This is a genomic window from Nitrospinota bacterium (genome assembly GCA_016235255.1).
Lineage (GTDB): Bacteria > Nitrospinota_A > UBA7883 > UBA7883 > JACRLM01 > JACRLM01.
This window is the reverse complement of record JACRLM010000040.1, coordinates 1-16,450: the sequence shown is the minus strand read 5'-3', so window position 1 is coordinate 16,450 and position 16,450 is coordinate 1. Positions and strand designations below refer to the sequence as shown.

At 56.4% G+C, this 16,450-nt stretch carries 15 protein-coding genes and 1 pseudogene; 10 read left to right on the top strand and 6 right to left on the bottom strand.

Annotated elements, in window-relative coordinates; genetic code table 11:
• Nucleotides 1–7: 7 nt before the first annotated feature.
• From soxA to HZB29_05295, 5 genes are all read left to right on the top strand, one after another.
• On the top strand, nt 8–793 hold the full coding sequence (soxA, locus tag HZB29_05315) for a sulfur oxidation c-type cytochrome SoxA (GenBank protein MBI5815010.1): 786 nt from the start codon (nt 8–10) through the stop codon (nt 791–793).
• A gap of 138 nt (nt 794–931) precedes the next feature.
• Entirely contained in the window at nt 932–2,164 is a 1,233-nt protein-coding gene (locus tag HZB29_05310) for a cation transporter (GenBank protein ID MBI5815009.1), read from the top strand.
• 3 nt (nt 2,165–2,167) lie between these two features.
• The gene (locus HZB29_05305; GenBank protein MBI5815008.1) at nt 2,168–3,358 is read left to right on the top strand and encodes a pyridoxal phosphate-dependent aminotransferase; all 1,191 of its coding nucleotides are present in this window, start codon (nt 2,168–2,170) and stop codon (nt 3,356–3,358) included.
• A gap of 52 nt (nt 3,359–3,410) precedes the next feature.
• A complete protein-coding gene (locus HZB29_05300; GenBank protein ID MBI5815007.1) occupies nt 3,411–4,385 on the top strand; it encodes an ABC transporter permease in 975 nt (324 codons plus the stop codon).
• On the top strand, nt 4,378–5,229 hold the full coding sequence (locus HZB29_05295; protein MBI5815006.1) for an ABC transporter permease: 852 nt from the start codon (nt 4,378–4,380) through the stop codon (nt 5,227–5,229). The genes HZB29_05300 and HZB29_05295 overlap by 8 nt, the downstream gene beginning before the upstream one ends.
• On the opposite strand, the gene HZB29_05290 is transcribed toward HZB29_05295, so the two are convergent.
• From HZB29_05290 to HZB29_05275, 4 genes are all read right to left on the bottom strand, one after another.
• Nucleotides 5,226–5,753: an HNH endonuclease gene (locus tag HZB29_05290; protein MBI5815005.1), complete on the bottom strand. Its 528-nt coding sequence runs from the start codon at nt 5,751–5,753 to the stop codon at nt 5,226–5,228. The two genes, HZB29_05295 and HZB29_05290, sit on opposite strands and share 4 nt — an antisense overlap.
• A gap of 195 nt (nt 5,754–5,948) precedes the next feature.
• Complete coding sequence (locus tag HZB29_05285) at nt 5,949–7,301, bottom strand: diguanylate cyclase (protein MBI5815004.1); 1,353 nt, start codon at nt 7,299–7,301, stop codon at nt 5,949–5,951.
• An 11-nt stretch (nt 7,302–7,312) separates the two neighbouring features.
• Complete coding sequence (locus tag HZB29_05280; protein ID MBI5815003.1) at nt 7,313–7,909, bottom strand: chemotaxis protein CheX; 597 nt, start codon at nt 7,907–7,909, stop codon at nt 7,313–7,315.
• 10 nt (nt 7,910–7,919) lie between these two features.
• Nucleotides 7,920–8,285 (bottom strand): response regulator, encoded by a 366-nt coding sequence (locus HZB29_05275; protein ID MBI5815002.1) that lies wholly within the window; start codon nt 8,283–8,285, stop codon nt 7,920–7,922.
• A 391-nt stretch (nt 8,286–8,676) separates the two neighbouring features.
• On the opposite strand from HZB29_05275, the gene HZB29_05270 reads away from it, so the two are divergent.
• The gene (locus HZB29_05270) at nt 8,677–9,771 is read left to right on the top strand and encodes a DegT/DnrJ/EryC1/StrS family aminotransferase (protein MBI5815001.1); all 1,095 of its coding nucleotides are present in this window, start codon (nt 8,677–8,679) and stop codon (nt 9,769–9,771) included.
• A gap of 104 nt (nt 9,772–9,875) precedes the next feature.
• The gene (locus HZB29_05265; GenBank protein ID MBI5815000.1) at nt 9,876–10,526 is read left to right on the top strand and encodes a rubredoxin; all 651 of its coding nucleotides are present in this window, start codon (nt 9,876–9,878) and stop codon (nt 10,524–10,526) included.
• Between the two features lie 609 nt (nt 10,527–11,135).
• Here HZB29_05265 and HZB29_05260 read toward each other — a convergent pair.
• Nucleotides 11,136–11,561, bottom strand: a complete 426-nt coding sequence (locus HZB29_05260; protein MBI5814999.1) for a hypothetical protein — start codon at nt 11,559–11,561, stop codon at nt 11,136–11,138.
• 103 nt (nt 11,562–11,664) lie between these two features.
• On the opposite strand from HZB29_05260, the gene HZB29_05255 reads away from it, so the two are divergent.
• The 3 genes from HZB29_05255 (at nt 11,665) to HZB29_05245 (ending at nt 15,722) form a co-directional block, all read left to right on the top strand.
• Entirely contained in the window at nt 11,665–12,117 is a 453-nt protein-coding gene (locus HZB29_05255) for a helix-turn-helix transcriptional regulator (GenBank protein MBI5814998.1), read from the top strand.
• Between the two features lie 152 nt (nt 12,118–12,269).
• A complete protein-coding gene (gene acs / locus HZB29_05250; GenBank protein MBI5814997.1) occupies nt 12,270–14,243 on the top strand; it encodes an acetate--CoA ligase in 1,974 nt (657 codons plus the stop codon).
• A 78-nt stretch (nt 14,244–14,321) separates the two neighbouring features.
• Nucleotides 14,322–15,722 carry an amino acid permease gene (locus tag HZB29_05245; GenBank protein ID MBI5814996.1) on the top strand — a complete coding sequence of 467 codons (1,401 nt, stop codon included), beginning with the start codon at nt 14,322–14,324 and terminating at the stop codon, nt 15,720–15,722.
• Nucleotides 15,723–15,827: 105 nt separating this feature from the next.
• Here the strand turns inward: HZB29_05245 and HZB29_05240 are convergent.
• Nucleotides 15,828–16,070: pseudogene (locus HZB29_05240) on the bottom strand (SUMF1/EgtB/PvdO family nonheme iron enzyme).
• Between the last annotated feature and the right edge of the window lie 380 nt (nt 16,071–16,450).

The window sequence follows — 16,450 nt, the reverse complement described above, 5'->3', positions numbered from 1 at the left end:
GGTATATATGAAGGCTGGTATTGGCAGTACGTTAAAGCTGTTCACCGCCATGGTGATATTGGCGGCCTGGCCGGCCGTTGCCCAGGAGGCAGGCGTCACAAGCTCCATTTCCGAGGCGGATATTGCGATGTACAGGACCGGCATCAATCCCGCGGACGCGGACGTGGACAGCGGGATGGCCTTTTTCATCAAGGAGCGCGGGGAGAAGAAGACTTCCTGCGCCACATGCCACGGTGGAACTTCGCCGAAACACGGCTCATTGAAGGGGGCGGCGGCGGCGTTTCCAAAGTGGTCGGCAAAGGCCAAGCGGGTGGTCTCGCTGGAAGACCAGATCAACCTTTGTCTCGAGCAAGGCGTTGGGGCGGAAAAGCTGGAGCAAAAATCCGGCGCCATGACCGGCATATCGCTGTATGTCCGATCCCTGTCGAAGGGGGCGAAGGTGAATGTGAAGACCTCCGGCGACGCGATGGAGACTTTCGAACTTGGCAAGCGGGTCTTCGAAGTCCGGCGCGGCCAGCGCAACCTTGCATGCGCCACATGCCACATTGACCTTGTGGGCACGACGTTGCGGATGCAGCCGCTGGCCAAGCTGAACGGAGCGGCGGCCCACTGGCCGGCGTACCGCATGGTCAACGGGGAGACGACCCAGATCCAGCGCCGTTTCCAGCAGTGCATGAGCAACGCGAGGCTCGCCCCGTTCCCCATGGGGGATTACAGGATGGTGGCCCTGGAGCTTTATGTCACATCGCTTGCAAACGGCCAGCCTGTGGAGACCCCCGGCTGGGTGAGGTGACCTTTTTATTGGGCCAGGCTTGATAAGCGCCGCCGGAAAAAAGTTCCGGCGGCGTTTTTTATTGACCGCCATAATGATAAAATCAGCCAGCGTCCTGAAGATTGATGCCGCCGGAAGCGGCAATTCATAGGTGAAAACGTGACCCTGGAGTTTGCCCCCCTAAACCAGCCCAACCTCGCCGAGCGCACCCGCGAGGCCACCCGCGTGACCATCGTGGGCGCCCTTGTGAACGTGGCTCTGGTGATATTCAAATTCATCGCAGGCTACGTGGGCATGTCCCAGGCGCTCATCGCCGACGCGGTCCATTCTCTTTCGGACCTGCTCACGGACGTGATCCTCCTTTTCACCGTCCGCATCGCCGGGATGGAGGCGGATGAAAACCATCCATATGGACACGGCCGGGCGGAGACACTGGGGTCGGTGGTGATGGGAGCCTCGCTGATAGGCGTCGGCGTGTTCATCGTGTTCGAGGTGATACAGAAGATGATGGGAGGCCATTTGAGCATTCCCACGTGGCCCGCGGCCGCCGGCGCGGCTGCGTCCATAGTCATAAAGGAATCGGTGTTCTGGTACACATTGCGCGTGGGCAAGCGGATAAACAACCAGTCCATAATCGCAAACGCGTGGGAGCACAGGTCGGACTCTCTGTCCGGCTTGGCGGCGCTGGCCGGCATCGCCGGCGCCATGATGGGCTATCCGGCTCTGGATCCGTTGGCGGCAATCGTGGTGGTGTTCATGATCGAGAAGGTGGGCTGGGAAATAACATGGCAGGCGCTAAAGGACCTGATGGACGCTTCCCTTCCCCCCGAAAGGATGCGGGAGATACGCAAGATCATATCGGCCACCGGGGGTGTCCGCCGCTTCCACGAGCTTCGCACCAGAAAGCTTGGCGCCGACGTTTTCGTGGACGCCCACATCATAGTCCAGCCGGACATTTCCATTTCAGAGGCGCACAACATCGCCGAATCGGTGCGGGAGAACCTTAAACGGCAGGCCGGCGTGGCCGACGCGCTGGTGCACATAGACGCGGAGGACGACATCTATTACAAGGTGGTGGACGTGGACAGGCGCGCCGTGGAAGAGACCATACGCAAGCAGGCCATGACCGAGGCTGGCATCAAGGAAGTGTCGGAGCTGATAATCCACCTTCTCAACGGGAAGCTTTGCGTGGACTTCAACGTGGAATTCGGCGGCAATGTTACCATCGGCGAAGCCGGGGAAATTGCGGAGCGGCTCCGGCGCAAGCTTGTGGAGGACGGCGCAATCGACCATGCCGTCATACGCGGACGGCTTACGGCGGGAGTGATGGAACATGATTATTACCAGCCGAAAAAGCCGGGAGTATCCCGCAAGCCCGGAGGCGCAAGCTGAACCATGACCATATCAAAAAAGATCGAAGGGATGATGGAGCGATCCTCGTGGATACGCCGGATGTTCGACGAGGGGGCAAAACTCAAAAAAACCCTGGGGGAAGACAAGATATTTGATTTCACCCTCGGCAATCCCACAGGCGAACCGCCAGCCAGGGTAAGCGGGGAGCTTTGCAAGCTCGCCTGCGATAACCTGCCGGGGACGCACCGTTATATGCCCAATGCCGGTCTGCCGGAAGTGAGGGAACAGGTCGCCGCCCATCTGGCGCACGAGTCCGGTTTACCATTTGGCGCAGGCAATGTGATCATGACCGTGGGAGCCGGCGGCGCGCTAAATGTGATTATAAAGGCCCTGTGCGATCCCGGCGACGAGATCGTGATTCTGGCCCCCTACTTTGCCGAATACCTTTTTTACGCGGACAACCACCAGGCCGCGGTGAAAGTCGCCCAGACCGATGAAAAGTTCCAGCCGGTGATCGGCGAGATTGAAAAGGCCATCGGCCCTAAAACGCGCATAGTCCTGCTAAATTCGCCCAACAATCCCACAGGCGCCGTCTATCCGGCGCAGACCATACAGGAAATATCGCGTTTGCTGGACGGCAAATCGGCGGCGAACGGGCGGCCTATCTATCTTGTGATGGACGAGCCGTACAGGAAGCTCACATATGACGATGTGGCGGTCCCCAATGTGTTCAAGTTGTCAAACCGGGCCATTGTGGCCACATCGCACTCGAAGGACTTGAACCTTCCGGGCGAGCGCATCGGCTATATCGCCATCCATCCCGGCATCGAAGGGGCCGCGAAGGTGTTCGACGCGATGACCCTTGCCAACCGCATCCTGGGATTCGTGAACGCCCCGGCCCTATTCCAAAGGCTCGTGGGCGGCATGCAGGATGTTTCGCCGGACATGACGGTGTACGCCGCCAACCGGAAAATCCTCGTGGACGGGCTGGAGGCCGCAGGCTACGAAATCACGCCGCCGGACGGGGGATTTTATATATTCGCCAAATCTCCCATAGCCGACGACATCAGGTTCGTGGACATGCTCAAAAAACGCAACGTCCTCACCGTGCCGGGAGCTGGTTTTGGCCGCGCCGGTCATTTCCGGATCGCTTACTGCTGTTTCTCGGAGCAGTGTGAAAAGGCTCTGCCGGGATTCGCGGCGGCGGCGGCCGAGGCAAAAGGGCTGGGCTGAACGGGATTGCGAAGCCGGGCAAAAAGCCGCCCGGTTTGGTATCATATCCCCCATGTACGCGTTTATCATCCGCAGGGGCCTGATGGTGATCCCGATGATGCTGGGGATCACCCTTATCTCTTTTTTCATCATCCATCTGGCGCCAGGATCGCCCACCGACCTTGTCACCGATCTGAATCCCAACGCTTCGCCTCAGGCGGTCAAACGGCTGCGGGAGCTATATAATCTGGACAAGCCGGTGATCGTCCAATATCTGCTGTGGCTTAAAAACATCGCCACCCTTGATTTCGGCGTATCGTTCTCCATGGACGCCCGCCCGGTGTTCGACAAGATAGCCGAGCGCGCCCCAATCACCATTTCGATAAACATCATAGAGCTTGTCCTGGTGTTCGCCACGGCGCTCCCCATCGGCGTGCTGGCCGCCACGCGGCGCTACTCGCTGTTCGACAACCTGACCACTATTTTCGTGTTCGTGGGATTCGCCATGCCCACGTTCTGGCTGGCGCTGCTTTTGATGATGGTGTTCGGCGTGTGGCTAAACTGGCTCCCCATATCGGGCCTGACATCGCTGGAGCACGACCAGCTATCGTTTTTCGGCCGCATGGCCGATTACGCCAGGCATCTTCTCATGCCGGTGCTGGCGGCGGGGTTCATGAGCCTTGCCGGCCTTTCGCGTTTCACCCGGCAGAACATGCTGGAGGTGCTGCGCCAGGACTACGTCACAACCGCGAGGGCCAAGGGGCTCCCCGAAAGCGCCGTGATATTCAAGCATTGCCTGCGGAACGCCATCCTCCCGGTGGTCACCATCCTTGCGCTGTCCATACCAGGGCTCATCGGCGGGTCGGTGATTTTCGAGACGATCTTCTCCATTCCCGGCATGGGGCAGCTTTTGTACCAGGGAGTTATGGCGCGGGACTATCCGCTGATAATGGGTATGCTGGTGTTAACGTCGTTCCTCACGCTGGCGGCAAACCTTCTGGCGGACGTGGCCTACGCAATCGTTGATCCAAGGATACACTATGACTGAGCCGCACCGGTCATACTGGAGCGCGTTCGCGCACAAGTTCCGCCGCAACCGGCTCGCCGTGGCGGGGGGGCTTGTGGTGGCCACACTTTTTATCGTGGCCATATTCGCCCAATACATCGCCCCGTACGACCCCTCCGTGATAGACACGAAAAACCTTTTCGCCTCGCCGTCTTCGTCGCATATCCTCGGCTCCGACGACCTTGGGCGGGACGTGTTCTCCCGCATGGTGTACGGATCGCGCATATCGCTGACGGTGGGATTCGTGGCCGTCGGCATCGCCACATTGATCGGCATGACGGTGGGAGCCCTTGCCGGTTATTTCGGCGGATGGCTGGACGGAATTTTGATGCGGTTTGTGGACCTGATGCTCACCATACCCACGTTTTTCCTGATACTGGCGGTGATAGCGTTCCTGCCGCCGAACATATACAACATCATGATAGTGATCGGGGTGACAAGCTGGATGGGGGTGGCCCGGCTTGTGCGGGCGGAGTTTCTGACGTTGAAGGGGCGGGACTTTGTCACCGCCGCGCGGGCCCTGGGATTGGGGGACGCGGGGATCATCTTCCGCCACGTCCTTCCAAACGCAATGACCCCTGTGCTCGTCTCCGCCACCCTCGGCGTCGCCGACGCAATACTCACCGAGTCCGCGTTGTCGTTCCTCGGCCTTGGCGTCCAGCCCCCCACGCCAAGCTGGGGCAACATCCTGACATTGGGCAAGGACAACATAGAGTTCGCCTGGTGGCTTTCGGTGTTCCCCGGCCTTGCGATATTGATAACGGTGCTAGGCTACAACCTGCTGGGCGAAGGCCTGCGCGACGCGCTGGACCCGAGGATAAACTAACTTTCCCTCACTCCCTTCGGCAGATATTTGAGCCACGCCGCCAGATGGGTCTTGGGCGTATGGCCGGGCATCTGGGAATGGAGCAGGAAAAGCGGCTTATGCGGTTTGCGGCGCAGTTCCAGCCCCGCTTCTGCCAAGGTCTTGTTCCCCTTGCGAAGGTTGCACCTGCGGCACGCCGTCACCACGTTTTCCCATGTGGAGGCGCCGCCGCCGCACCGGGGGATCACGTGGTCTATCGTCAAGTCCTTTCCGGTGAACCCGCAATACTGGCATGTGTGCGAGTCCCGCCGGAGGACATTCTTCTTTGAGAACGACACGCCGAGCCTTTGCGGGCGGCGGACATATCGGAACAGGCGGACGACCGTGGGGAGGCGGAACGTGGCGGTGACTGTGCGCAGGTAAAACCCGTCGCTCTCCAATGCTTCGGCTTTCCCGAGCATCACGAGCTTTAAAGCGCGTCTTCCAGCCGTGAACTGCAAAGGCTCGAAGGCGCTGTTTAGCACCAGAGTCCTTGGGTCGTCCATAAAATTCCGCCTAATTGGGCTAATTTTAGGCTTTACGCGGATGGTAAGTCAATATTTCCATGACATCGCATCATGTTGCGCAAAAGAATCAAGAATGAACCACGGAGGCGCGGAGGCGCTGAGAAATATTCCCCCCTCTCATTGTCTCCGTGTTTCTGTGGTGAATAATTCTTCGACATCGCCCGTCAGCGCTATTTAGCGCGGGTATGCGCTTGAGAAGAAGCGATACGCTCCACGGCCACCTTCCTTCGCCAGGTACATGCACTCGTCGGCGCGTTTGATGAGCGCATCCGCTTCGCCCCCGTCGTACGGATACAGGGCGATTCCGACGCTGCAGCCAATGTTGCACACATGCCCCAGGGCCATGACCGGGGCTTCAATCTCAGCCAGTATCTTCACGGCGGTGGCATTGATATTCTCAACTTCCACCACGTCCTGCATGATAACAACGAACTCGTCCCCCCCGAGCCTTGCCACCGTGTCCACTTTGCGCAGGCATGAACGCAGCCTGTGCGCCACCTCCCGCAGCACCGCGTCCCCCACGTTGTGCCCCAGCTCGTCGTTCACCGGCTTGAACCGGTCCAGGTCTATGTACATCAGCGCCACCATGGTCTTAAAGCGCGAGGCGCGCTCGATGGCCATCTCCAGCCTGTCCCTGAAGGCCATGCGGTTTGGCAGGCCTGTGAGCGGATCGTGATTGGCCAAAAACTCCAGTTTCTGCTCTTTTAACTTGCGCTCGGTGTGGTCCGTGTAAATGCCGACATAGTGGGTGACCTCCCCAGCTTCATTCTGGATGGCGGTGATCCGGGTCCATGCGGCGAAAATCTCGCCAGACTTGCGCCGGTCCCATATCTCCCCCGACCACGCGCCGGTCTCATTCAGGGCGCGCCACATCTGCGCGTAAAAAGAATCCTCCTGCTTGCCCGATTTGAGCAGCCCCGGAGTTTTGCCCACCACTTCCTCCAGGTCGAATCCGGTGATCTCCGTGAATGCCCGGTTCACCGAGATGATGGCGTGGTCCGGGCCTGTCACCATCACGCCGTCCTGGGTGTTCTCGATGACCTTGGACGCCAGGATCAGCCGGGCCTCCGCGCGTTTGCGCTCGGCAACCTCGTTCATCGCCTGGTCGCGCATCTGCTTATAGCTTGCGACGCGGGTGTTAAGCTCGGTGACGTCCTGGATGCACACGATGGCGCAAGGCTCCCCTCCGGGCCCGGTTATCGGCGTCACGATGGTGTGCTGTATCTGGCTGGTTCCGTCCTTGCGCGCCACGGGGATAAAGCTTTTGTGGAGCAGCGAGGAGAAAATGGCCGTGGGCCCGCCGGAAAAAATCGTCTCCAGTCTTTCGATATACTGCCTTTTGTCCAGGTTCGGATAAAGCTCGATAAGTTTGCGGCCGACGACAGCGTCCCTTTGCGACAGGGTCCACCTCTCCAGAGTCTTGTTCCAGAACGCGATGGTAAAATCGCTCTTTATGACGATCACGCCGATCGGCACGCTGTCGAGGATTCCAAAGAACATTTCGGCCGGGGCCTTGTCGCCTTGCATGGGGGGGCCTATTAAAAAGAGGACTCTATGGCGAGGAGGACGGAGTCGAAGGAGTTCACCTCGAAAATTATCATGATGTCCCCCCTGATGTTGTGCTCCATGATCAGAAAATCGGCCTTTGCGATCATAATAATGGGATTGCTGGCGCCGGCGCTGAGGAATATTTCATTGAAGACTCCCTCCATGTAAGAAGGAATGGAATATTCGAACCTTTGTTCCAGCAGGTTGCCTATGGAGCCTATGACGCTGTTGAGCACTATGTTGCCCACTTCGTTGAGGGTCTCCACTTTGATCGAATCAAGGTCCAGCGAGTCCGACTCCTCCCCCGTGAGCACCGCCACAAGTTTGGACGCGCTTTCGGGGGGGAATATGAGCGACGCCACCCCGTGCAACGCCCCCTCGAACGGCATCTGCACCGAGGAAAATTCGCTGTTTCCCTCATAGCCGATTTCCCTGGCCAGGTCCTCCGGCCTTACAAGCTTCACAAAAGGCACGCGCAGGCTGACGTGATGGCCCACCATCTCGTTTATGATGCTCGCGGCGCGCCCCACCCCAATGTTTATTATCTCCGTGAGGGCGTCGATATGGCGGGGTGATATATCGGTCATTGCCCCGCCCCTACTTGGAGTAGGCTTTGATGATGTTGCGAAGGCCCTCAAGCGAGGCGCCCTTGACCGGCTTGTTGACAAAGCCGACCGCCCCCTGGTTCATGCAGTTTTTTTTCACGGTCTCCTGAATGTCGGCGGACACCACCACAACCGGCATCTTCACCCCTTTGGCGGCCAGCGCTTCGAGCACCTGCAGCCCGCTCATGTCCGGCATCAGAAGGTCGAGCAGCATCAGGTCATGGCCGGGGCTTGAAGCTTTTTCCACAGCCTCTTTTCCCGTCATCGCCTCCGTCACCGCGTGGCCGTCCTCTTCCATGTATTTGCGCAGAATCGACCGTTGATAGGCGGAATCGTCGCAGATCAGAATTTTCCCCATCGTAATCCTCTTTGTCCTGGATCGTCCGGCGCGCCGCCGCCGAAGCCGCGCATCGCCGTTTAATTGATGCGGGAATCATATCACTTATCGCGCGTCCGTCAAAGGGAGCCTGTGCACAATTTTATCTTGTTGATCTATAAGTGTATATGGCCACGCCGCTCGTATATTCTTAAATCTTGTTGCTGTCCATCCCGCTTTCCCCAAGCAACGGTTATAGATTGAAGGAAGTATAAACATACTCGACTAATATCATCAAATCCGCCAATTCAGCCTTGTGGTTCATGGCCGGGCCGCAGTTTCCCATTCCACTTCCACAAACCGCCAAAAACCTTTAGAATTCCATTTGCCCGAGCCGCGTGGAGCGGGACTTTAAACACGAGGTGACGACGACATGGAATTTATAGACCTTAAAGCGCAGTACAGGCTTGTAAAAGATAAAATAGACGCCCGCATCCAGAAAGTGCTGGATCACGGCCAGTACATCATGGGGCCGGAAGTTGCCGAACTGGAGGAAAAACTCGCCGCGTACACCGGTGCCAAACACGCCATCACTGTATCAAGCGGCACGGACGCGCTTTTTATCGCCATGATGGCCCTTGGCGTGAAACCGGGGGACGAGGTGATCACCACCCCTTTCACGTTCATCGCCACCGCCGAGACTATCGCGTTGCTTGGCGCCATCCCGGTGTTCGTGGACGTGGAGCCTGAGTCGCTGAACATGGATCCGGCGAAGATCGAGGCGGCCATCACCAAAAAGACCACTGCTATCATGCCGGTGAGCCTTTACGGCCAGTGCGCCCAGATGGAGGCGATAAACGCCATCGCGTCCAAACACGGGCTGCCTGTGATAGAGGACGCGGCGCAAAGTTTTGGCGCCACGCGCCACGGGATAAAATCGTCCGCCATGTCCACCATTGGTTGCACAAGCTTTTTCCCGGCCAAGCCGCTGGGATGTTATGGAGACGGCGGGGCGTGCTTCACCAATGACGACGGGCTTGCCACAAAAATGCGTCAGATACGAAACCACGGGCAGGACAAGCGCTACAACCATCCCATCATAGGGATGAACGGCAGGATGGACACGTTGCAGGCGGCCATATTGATTGCGAAACTCGCCATATTCCCGGATGAGGTTGCGGCGAGAGAAAAGATCGGCGCGCGTTACACGGCGTCGCTAAAAGGCCATGTCCAGACACCTGTGATAATGCCGGGCAACAATCACGTTTACGCCCAGTACACCATCCGCGTGAAGAGCCGGGAGCAGGTGGCCGAGCGGCTTAAGGCCGATGGTGTGCCGACGGCGGTGCATTATCCGAAACCTTTGCACCTGCAACCGGCGTTCTCAAACCTTGGTCTAGGTGTGGGGAGTTTTCCGCTGGCGGAAAAGGCGGCCGATGAGGTGATGAGCCTTCCTATGGGGCCGTACCTGACGCAGGAAGATCAGGACAAGGTTGTGGATGCGGTGAAAAAAGCGGTGACGAATTAGTTCGCGGCGCTGTTTGCTTGCAGCCGGTTGATGATAATGTTGATTGTTAAGTCCTCGGTCCAGTCCTCCGGGGAATGAAAACGTAACCTTTTAACGGTGTGTGAATGGAAAACTGGGAATGCTCCATATGCGGATACATATATCAGCAGGAAAAAGGGGACGCCCAGTCCGGCGTGGCGCCCGGCGTCCGGTTTGAGGATGTCCCGCGCGACTGGACCTGCCCACGCTGCGGCGCGGTGAAAGAGAAATTCCATAAAATAGGGGAGCGTGTCCTCGCCCGCAGGGCATTGCAGAAGTTCTACATGGCCGAGGATTTTGTATATTACATAATCGCGGTCATTCTTTTCGTTTCGGCGCTGGCCATCACCGGAATAACGATAATGCACCTGACAAAGGGGCTTACCACGATAAACATCCTCAACGTGGTCAACGATATCCTTCTGGTTGTCATCATTCTGGAAATTTTCAGCACGGTGCTTATATACCTGACCGAACGGCGGATTTCGTTGACTCCGTTTCTCATCATCGGCCTTATTTCATCCGTCCGGCGTATTTTGATGGTAAGCGCCATGATGAGCGTGCACCAGGAAATGAGCGACGTCGAATTCCATCGCTCGATATTGGAGCTTATAGTCAGCGGCGGGATTGTCATTTCCCTGGTGTTTTCATACTATCTGCTTTCCAAAGTCATGATGAGCCCGGAAAAATGCATAGGATGCACAGGCTTTGAGAAACGGGGCCCGGGCGGGAATTAATAGAGTCTTCGAAGCGGTGAAGACGGCGGTGTTTTAATTTGCGGCGCCATTCGACTTTAAGCAGGTTGATGAGAAAGTCAAAGTAAACGGCCGTAAAGACCTGACCTCATTCCCTTCGGCACTCATTGTGATCTGGCTCAAAACGAGCAATTTCCGCTCCGACGTTACCAGCGTATGAGTATGTGAAGGTCACCATTTCTGTTATGACCCCATTCCCATTTCTCTGTCCTCACTGCGGCGGCAGTCATTTCTTAACAGTGTTCAATGAACAAGCCTAAAGAAGAAAGGGATGACAACACGGCAGAGCGTAGTTCCCGCCAATATAGGTGGCGCAATGACTCCGAAGAACGCCAGGAGCCGCGCACGACCATTACTAGAGCGATACCCACTAAACCATGTCACAAAGACAAAGATGTTGATCACGATTTGGATTAGGCCGGACACAACATTCAACCCTACGAAGAAGTCCGTGAAGTTGGCGATAAGGAAGAAGGCGAGCCCAATCGCCGCTGAAATCGCCATCCATAATCGGTTGTTGCGCATAAATAAGGACTCCCTTACGAATAATAGTTATCTGCGGCTATGAAGCGCAATCAATAGTGAATGGCTTCAGGAATGCGGGTCAAATATCCCCTGAAAGTGACTCCAGTAGCGCGCCACAAGAACTCCGAGGCACGCCAGCAGCACGATAGGCATGAACACTCTTTTATCGAAGGGTAAAAACAGGATATGAAATAGGAAAATACTCACGGCAATTGGCCCAAGAATCACGACAGCGACAGGAGCATACCTGTGCAGGCCGAAACTTACGAGCAGGAGCATCCCGCCGGTTACTTCGAGGATTTTTACAAAAAGTTGAAATCTACTCTTCACCAAAAGGCCCATGAACTCCCCCGCTTCTCCGTGCATCGGTGGAAGTTTGATCGGTGGTGAATCCGTGATTCCTAAAAAAAAGACCAACATGTTCAATCCGAAAACACTAAAAATCAGTCCCAACAACCCTTGGGCAATCACCGCCCCAATATTCATAGTCATTAAGATACCCCTTCTTTTTCTTAGTATGATTGCAATATGCAAGTACAGTTGTAATTGTATCAAAGTGGTTGCATTATGCAAGTCATATTTATATGATGTATTTATGGCCAAAAGTAAGACAGATTGCAGACAGTCAGGTTGTCCTATCGCTTTTACCCTGGATATAGTTGGGGACAAGTGGTCGCTTTTGATTATCCGCGATATGATTTTTAAGGGAAGGCGCTACTTCGGTGAGTTTCTTGAAGCTAACGAAAAAATAGCTACCAATATCTTAACTGATAGACTTAAAAAACTCGAAGATAGTCGGATTATTACTAAAACCCAAGACCCTGAGCATCAGAAGAAATACATCTACGAACTTACACAGAGGGGGATTGGTCTCATTCCCGTAATTCTTGAAGTCATTCTTTGGGGCGCAAAGAATGACCCGAATACGACAACACCAAAGGAACTTTTTCGACGTATAAACAGGGATAAATCCGAATTCATCCTAGAAGTTATTGAAGCTGTAAAAAATAATAAACCCGCTCTTGATTGTTTGTCGAATAGAAAATAAACGGAATCGGGGAATCGGGGTCTTCACTCTTGTGCGGCGCTAATATATTTTCCTCCTCCATCTCCAATCCCACTTCCTGCCATCCCCAGGTTTTGGTAATATATCCGCCGTATCTTCTTCTTAAGCCCAACCACTGACAAGGAGCCAGGCGTATGACTGAAACTGCGACCATACAGTCCATGTCCACGGAAAAACGGGTGTTCAATCCATCGGACGGGTTTCCGGCCAGCGCATGGGTCAAAAGCATGGACGAGTACCGCGCCATGCACAAAAGGTCGGTGGAGGACCCGGAAGCGTTCTGGGCGGAGCTGGCGGAAAAAAGCCTGGTGTGGACGAAGAAGTGGAAAAAAGTTCGCGAATACGATTTTATCAACGCCAACATAAAATGGTTCGACGGGGGGGAGCTTAACGTATCGTATAACTGCCTGGACCGGCACCTTGCCACGCGGGGGGACAAGGCCGCCATCATCTGGGAAGGGGACCATCCCACCGACTCGAAAACAATAACCTACCGGGAGCTGCACCGCGACGTGTGCAAGTTCGCCAACGTGCTCAAAAAACACGGGGTGAACAAAGGAGACCGCGTCGCCATATACATGGGGATGATCCCGGAGCTTGCGATAGCCATGCTCGCCTGCGCCCGGATCGGGGCGATCCACAGCGTGGTGTTCGGCGGGTTTTCCGCCGAGGCCCTGCGCGACAGGATACAGGACAGCGGCGCCACCATGGTGATAACCGCGGACGGGGGATACCGGGCCGGCAAGGTGGTCGAGTTGAAAAAAGCGGCGGACACAGCCGTGGCCGCTTGCCCGAGCGTTCGCCAGATGATTGTCGCCAAGCGCATCGGCGCCAGGGTGGAATGGACGAAGGGGCGCGACGTGTGGTGGGACGACGCAATGGCCATGGCCGATGACAAGTGCGATCCTGCCGTCAACGGCGCCGAGGACCCGCTTTTCATATTGTACACATCCGGCTCCACCGGAAAGCCCAAGGGGGTGCTGCACACCACCGGGGGGTATCTGCTGTACGTCCATGAAACCTTCAAAAACATTTTCGATTACCACGAACAGGATATCTTCTGGTGCACTGCGGACATCGGCTGGGTTACAGGGCACAGCTATGTGGTCTATGGCCCGCTGTCCAACGGCGCCACGACGCTGATGTTCGAAGGGGTGCCCACGTATCCGGAGCCGGACAGGTTCTGGAAAGTGGTGGAGAAATACAGGGTCAACATTTTCTACACCGCCCCAACCGCCATCCGCGCCGTGGCCCGCGAAGGGGAGAAATGGCCCGCAGGATGCGACCTTTCGTCGTTGCGGCTGCTTGGCACCGTCGGCGAGCCGATAAACCCCGAGGCGTGGATGTGGTATCACAACAATGTGGGACGGGAAAATTGCCCGATAGTGGACACATGGTGGCAGACGGAGACCGGGGGTATATTGATAACGCCGTTGCCCGGCGCAATCCCCACAAAGCCCGGCTCGGCCACGCTCCCGTTCTTCGGCGTGGAGCCGGAGGTGATCCGGCAGGATGGCAGCGAGGCGTCCGTCAACGAAGGGGGTTATCTTGTTATAAAGGCGGCCTGGCCCGGCATCATGCGCACGGTGTACAACCATCACGAAAGGTTCCGCGAGACCTACTTTAGCCAGTATCCCGGCAAATACTTCACAGGCGACGGCGCCCGGCGCGACGAGGACGGATATTACTGGCTAATGGGGCGGGTGGACGACGTGATAAACGTCTCTGGCCACCGCATCGGCACGGCAGAGGTGGAAAGCGCCCTGGTCTCCCACGACCATGTGGCGGAGGCGGCGGTGGTGGGCTATCCGCACGACATAAAGGGGCAGGGGATTTATGCGTTCGTCACCCTGAACCAGGGGGTGGACCAGAATTCGCCGGGGCTGAAAAAGACCCTGCTCGACCATGTGACAAAGGAGATCGGAGCCATCGCCAAGCCGGACATAATACAGTTCGCCCCGGGCCTGCCCAAGACCCGCTCCGGCAAGATCATGCGCCGCATACTGCGCAAGATCGCGGAGAACGACCTCGACCACGTTGGAGATACCTCCACGCTGGCCGATCCAACCGTCGTGGACACTCTTGTGAAAGACAGGCCGAAAGGATGACGGAACATTTTTCCCTTGCCCGCAAGCTTGTGATGCACCAGAATCAGGCGTTTATTTAAAATGGGGAACAAGACCAAGATGCGCATTTTCCGCACCAAATTCACCGCAAGCGACGACGCCGAAGACACCGGGCTTCACAAATGCCTCACCGCTTTCGACCTTACGTTCCTTGGCATCGGGGCGATCATCGGCACCGGCATATTCGTGCTCACCGGCATCGCGGCGGCCACACAGGCGGGGCCTGCGGTGGTGCTGTCTTTTGTGGTCGCGGGATTTGCGTGCGCGTTCGCGGCGCTGGCCTATGCGGAACTGGCGTCGGCGGTGGGAGGGTGCGGGAGCGCCTATGGATATAGTTACGCCGCCTTCGGTGAATTGATCGCATGGATCATCGGGTGGGACCTGATTCTCGAATACGCCGTCTCCGTGGCGGCGGTGGCCAACGGATGGAGCGGCTATTTTAACAACGCGCTCACGGCGATGGGTTTTGGGTTGCCGGACTACCTGACGAAAGCCCCGACACTCGGCGGGGTGATAAACCTTCCGGCGGCGGGGATAGTGCTTGTCCTGATGATCCTGCTTTGCATGGGGGTAAAGCAGAGCGCCCGCTCGAACAACCTTATGGTGGTGGTGAAGCTTGTCACCATATCGGTGTTCATCGGCGTGGCGGTGTTCAACGTCAACCCGGCCAACTGGAGCCCGTTCATGCCCTTTGGCTGGAGCGGCGAATCGCCGGACGGCAAGCCCACCGGAATTTTCGCCGGGGCGGCGATTGTGTTTTTCGCCTATGTGGGGTTCGACGCGGTGTCCACGGCGGTGGAGGAGGCGAAGAATCCGCAAAAGGACGTCCCCATCGGCATCATAGCGTCGCTTGTGATCTGCACGGTCATATATATATTGGTGTCAGGCCTGCTCACGGGTATCGTGCCATACACGCAGCTTAACGTCTCCTCGCCGGTGGCCCACGCGTTGCAGCTTATCGGATTTAACTGGGCCTCCGCGCTGGTTGCCACGGGGGTCATCGCCGGGCTGACCACGGTGATGCTGGTGCTTTATTACGGGCTTACAAGGGTGGTGTTTGCCATGTCGCGCGACGGGCTGTTGTCCCCGCTGTTCGCAGAGGTCCACCCAAAGACCAAGACCCCTGTGCGGGTGATCGTGCTTTGCGGGGTCATAATCGCCACCATCGCCGGGCTGATCCCGCTGGGCGAGCTGGCGGAGCTTGTGAACATCGGCACGCTTGCGGCGTTTGTTCTGGTCTGTTTTGGGGTCATAGTGCTGAGGATAAGAAAGCCGGAGATGAAAAGGCCGTTCAAAAATCCGTTAAGCCCGTGGTCCCCGCTGCTTGGAATGCTCTCCTGCGGCGCCCTGATGACATTCCTGCCCGCGATAACCTGGCTGCGGTTCATCGTGTGGCTTGTGATCGGCGTGATCATCTACTTCACGTATTCATACCACCACAGCAAGCTTGCGGGGGAATAAGGGGCTCTGGTAAATTCAAAAGTAAGATAAAAGGATATTATCCAACAGCGAAGGTTGCTATTCATCAATCAAGTCAATAGTTAAGGCCCCTAAGCCACCCTATCATCACTTGGCGCAACGGAATCCCACGCGGCTGTTCGCGGAAGCGCGGAAGCTCTGCGCGGACGACAATAAATTACTTGCACCGTCAACCCACGATCCGCCACGAACGTAGTGATTGCCGGTGTTATCCGGGCTTGTGCTGTTCCATTCCCACACGCTTCCAGCCATGTCATACAGGCCATTGGCGTTGATTCCATATGTGCCGGCTGGAGCGGTGGTAGTTGAGCAGTAGTTATAATTTGCGCCGTTACCAGTGTTGGAGCATGCATCCGGATCGTCAACACCCGGCTGTCCAGACCTTCGGGCATCTCAGGATTGCCCTGTATCACGTTATCAGTTACTCCCTTCACATGACTTCCGTGCTTTCCGTTGTTTCGTCGCAAAAACATGGTAGCAAGGTGAGGTCATATCTCTATTCCACTAAATATATGACACTTTTATAATCTAACTCCCATCTATATTACATATAGATTGTGGCCAATAAGACCGAAAGTGTCCTAAACTTAGTTGAAACGAAGGTATGACCTCACCTGCTACCATGTTTTTGAACGAAAACAACGGAAAGCAAGGAGGTCACATGAAAAGAGTAAACGGTAACGGGAAAACTGGCAAGGGAAGAATGGATT

Coding starts and splice junctions, on each gene's coding strand:
- HZB29_05260 (MBI5814999.1), bottom strand. CDS start 11,561: ATGACTATGAATATTGGGGCGGTGATTGCCCAAGGGTTGTTGGGACTG.
- acs (MBI5814997.1), top strand. CDS start 12,270: ATGACTGAAACTGCGACCATACAGTCCATGTCCACGGAAAAACGGGTG.
- HZB29_05285 (MBI5815004.1), bottom strand. CDS start 7,301: ATGCAAGGCGACAAGGCCCCGGCCGAAATGTTCTTTGGAATCCTCGAC.
- HZB29_05270 (MBI5815001.1), top strand. CDS start 8,677: ATGGAATTTATAGACCTTAAAGCGCAGTACAGGCTTGTAAAAGATAAA.
- HZB29_05290 (MBI5815005.1), bottom strand. CDS start 5,753: ATGGACGACCCAAGGACTCTGGTGCTAAACAGCGCCTTCGAGCCTTTG.
- HZB29_05295 (MBI5815006.1), top strand. CDS start 4,378: ATGACTGAGCCGCACCGGTCATACTGGAGCGCGTTCGCGCACAAGTTC.
- HZB29_05275 (MBI5815002.1), bottom strand. CDS start 8,285: ATGGGGAAAATTCTGATCTGCGACGATTCCGCCTATCAACGGTCGATT.
- HZB29_05305 (MBI5815008.1), top strand. CDS start 2,168: ATGACCATATCAAAAAAGATCGAAGGGATGATGGAGCGATCCTCGTGG.
- HZB29_05280 (MBI5815003.1), bottom strand. CDS start 7,909: ATGACCGATATATCACCCCGCCATATCGACGCCCTCACGGAGATAATA.
- HZB29_05255 (MBI5814998.1), top strand. CDS start 11,665: ATGGCCAAAAGTAAGACAGATTGCAGACAGTCAGGTTGTCCTATCGCT.
- HZB29_05300 (MBI5815007.1), top strand. CDS start 3,411: ATGTACGCGTTTATCATCCGCAGGGGCCTGATGGTGATCCCGATGATG.
- soxA (MBI5815010.1), top strand. CDS start 8: ATGAAGGCTGGTATTGGCAGTACGTTAAAGCTGTTCACCGCCATGGTG.
- HZB29_05265 (MBI5815000.1), top strand. CDS start 9,876: ATGGAAAACTGGGAATGCTCCATATGCGGATACATATATCAGCAGGAA.
- HZB29_05245 (MBI5814996.1), top strand. CDS start 14,322: ATGCGCATTTTCCGCACCAAATTCACCGCAAGCGACGACGCCGAAGAC.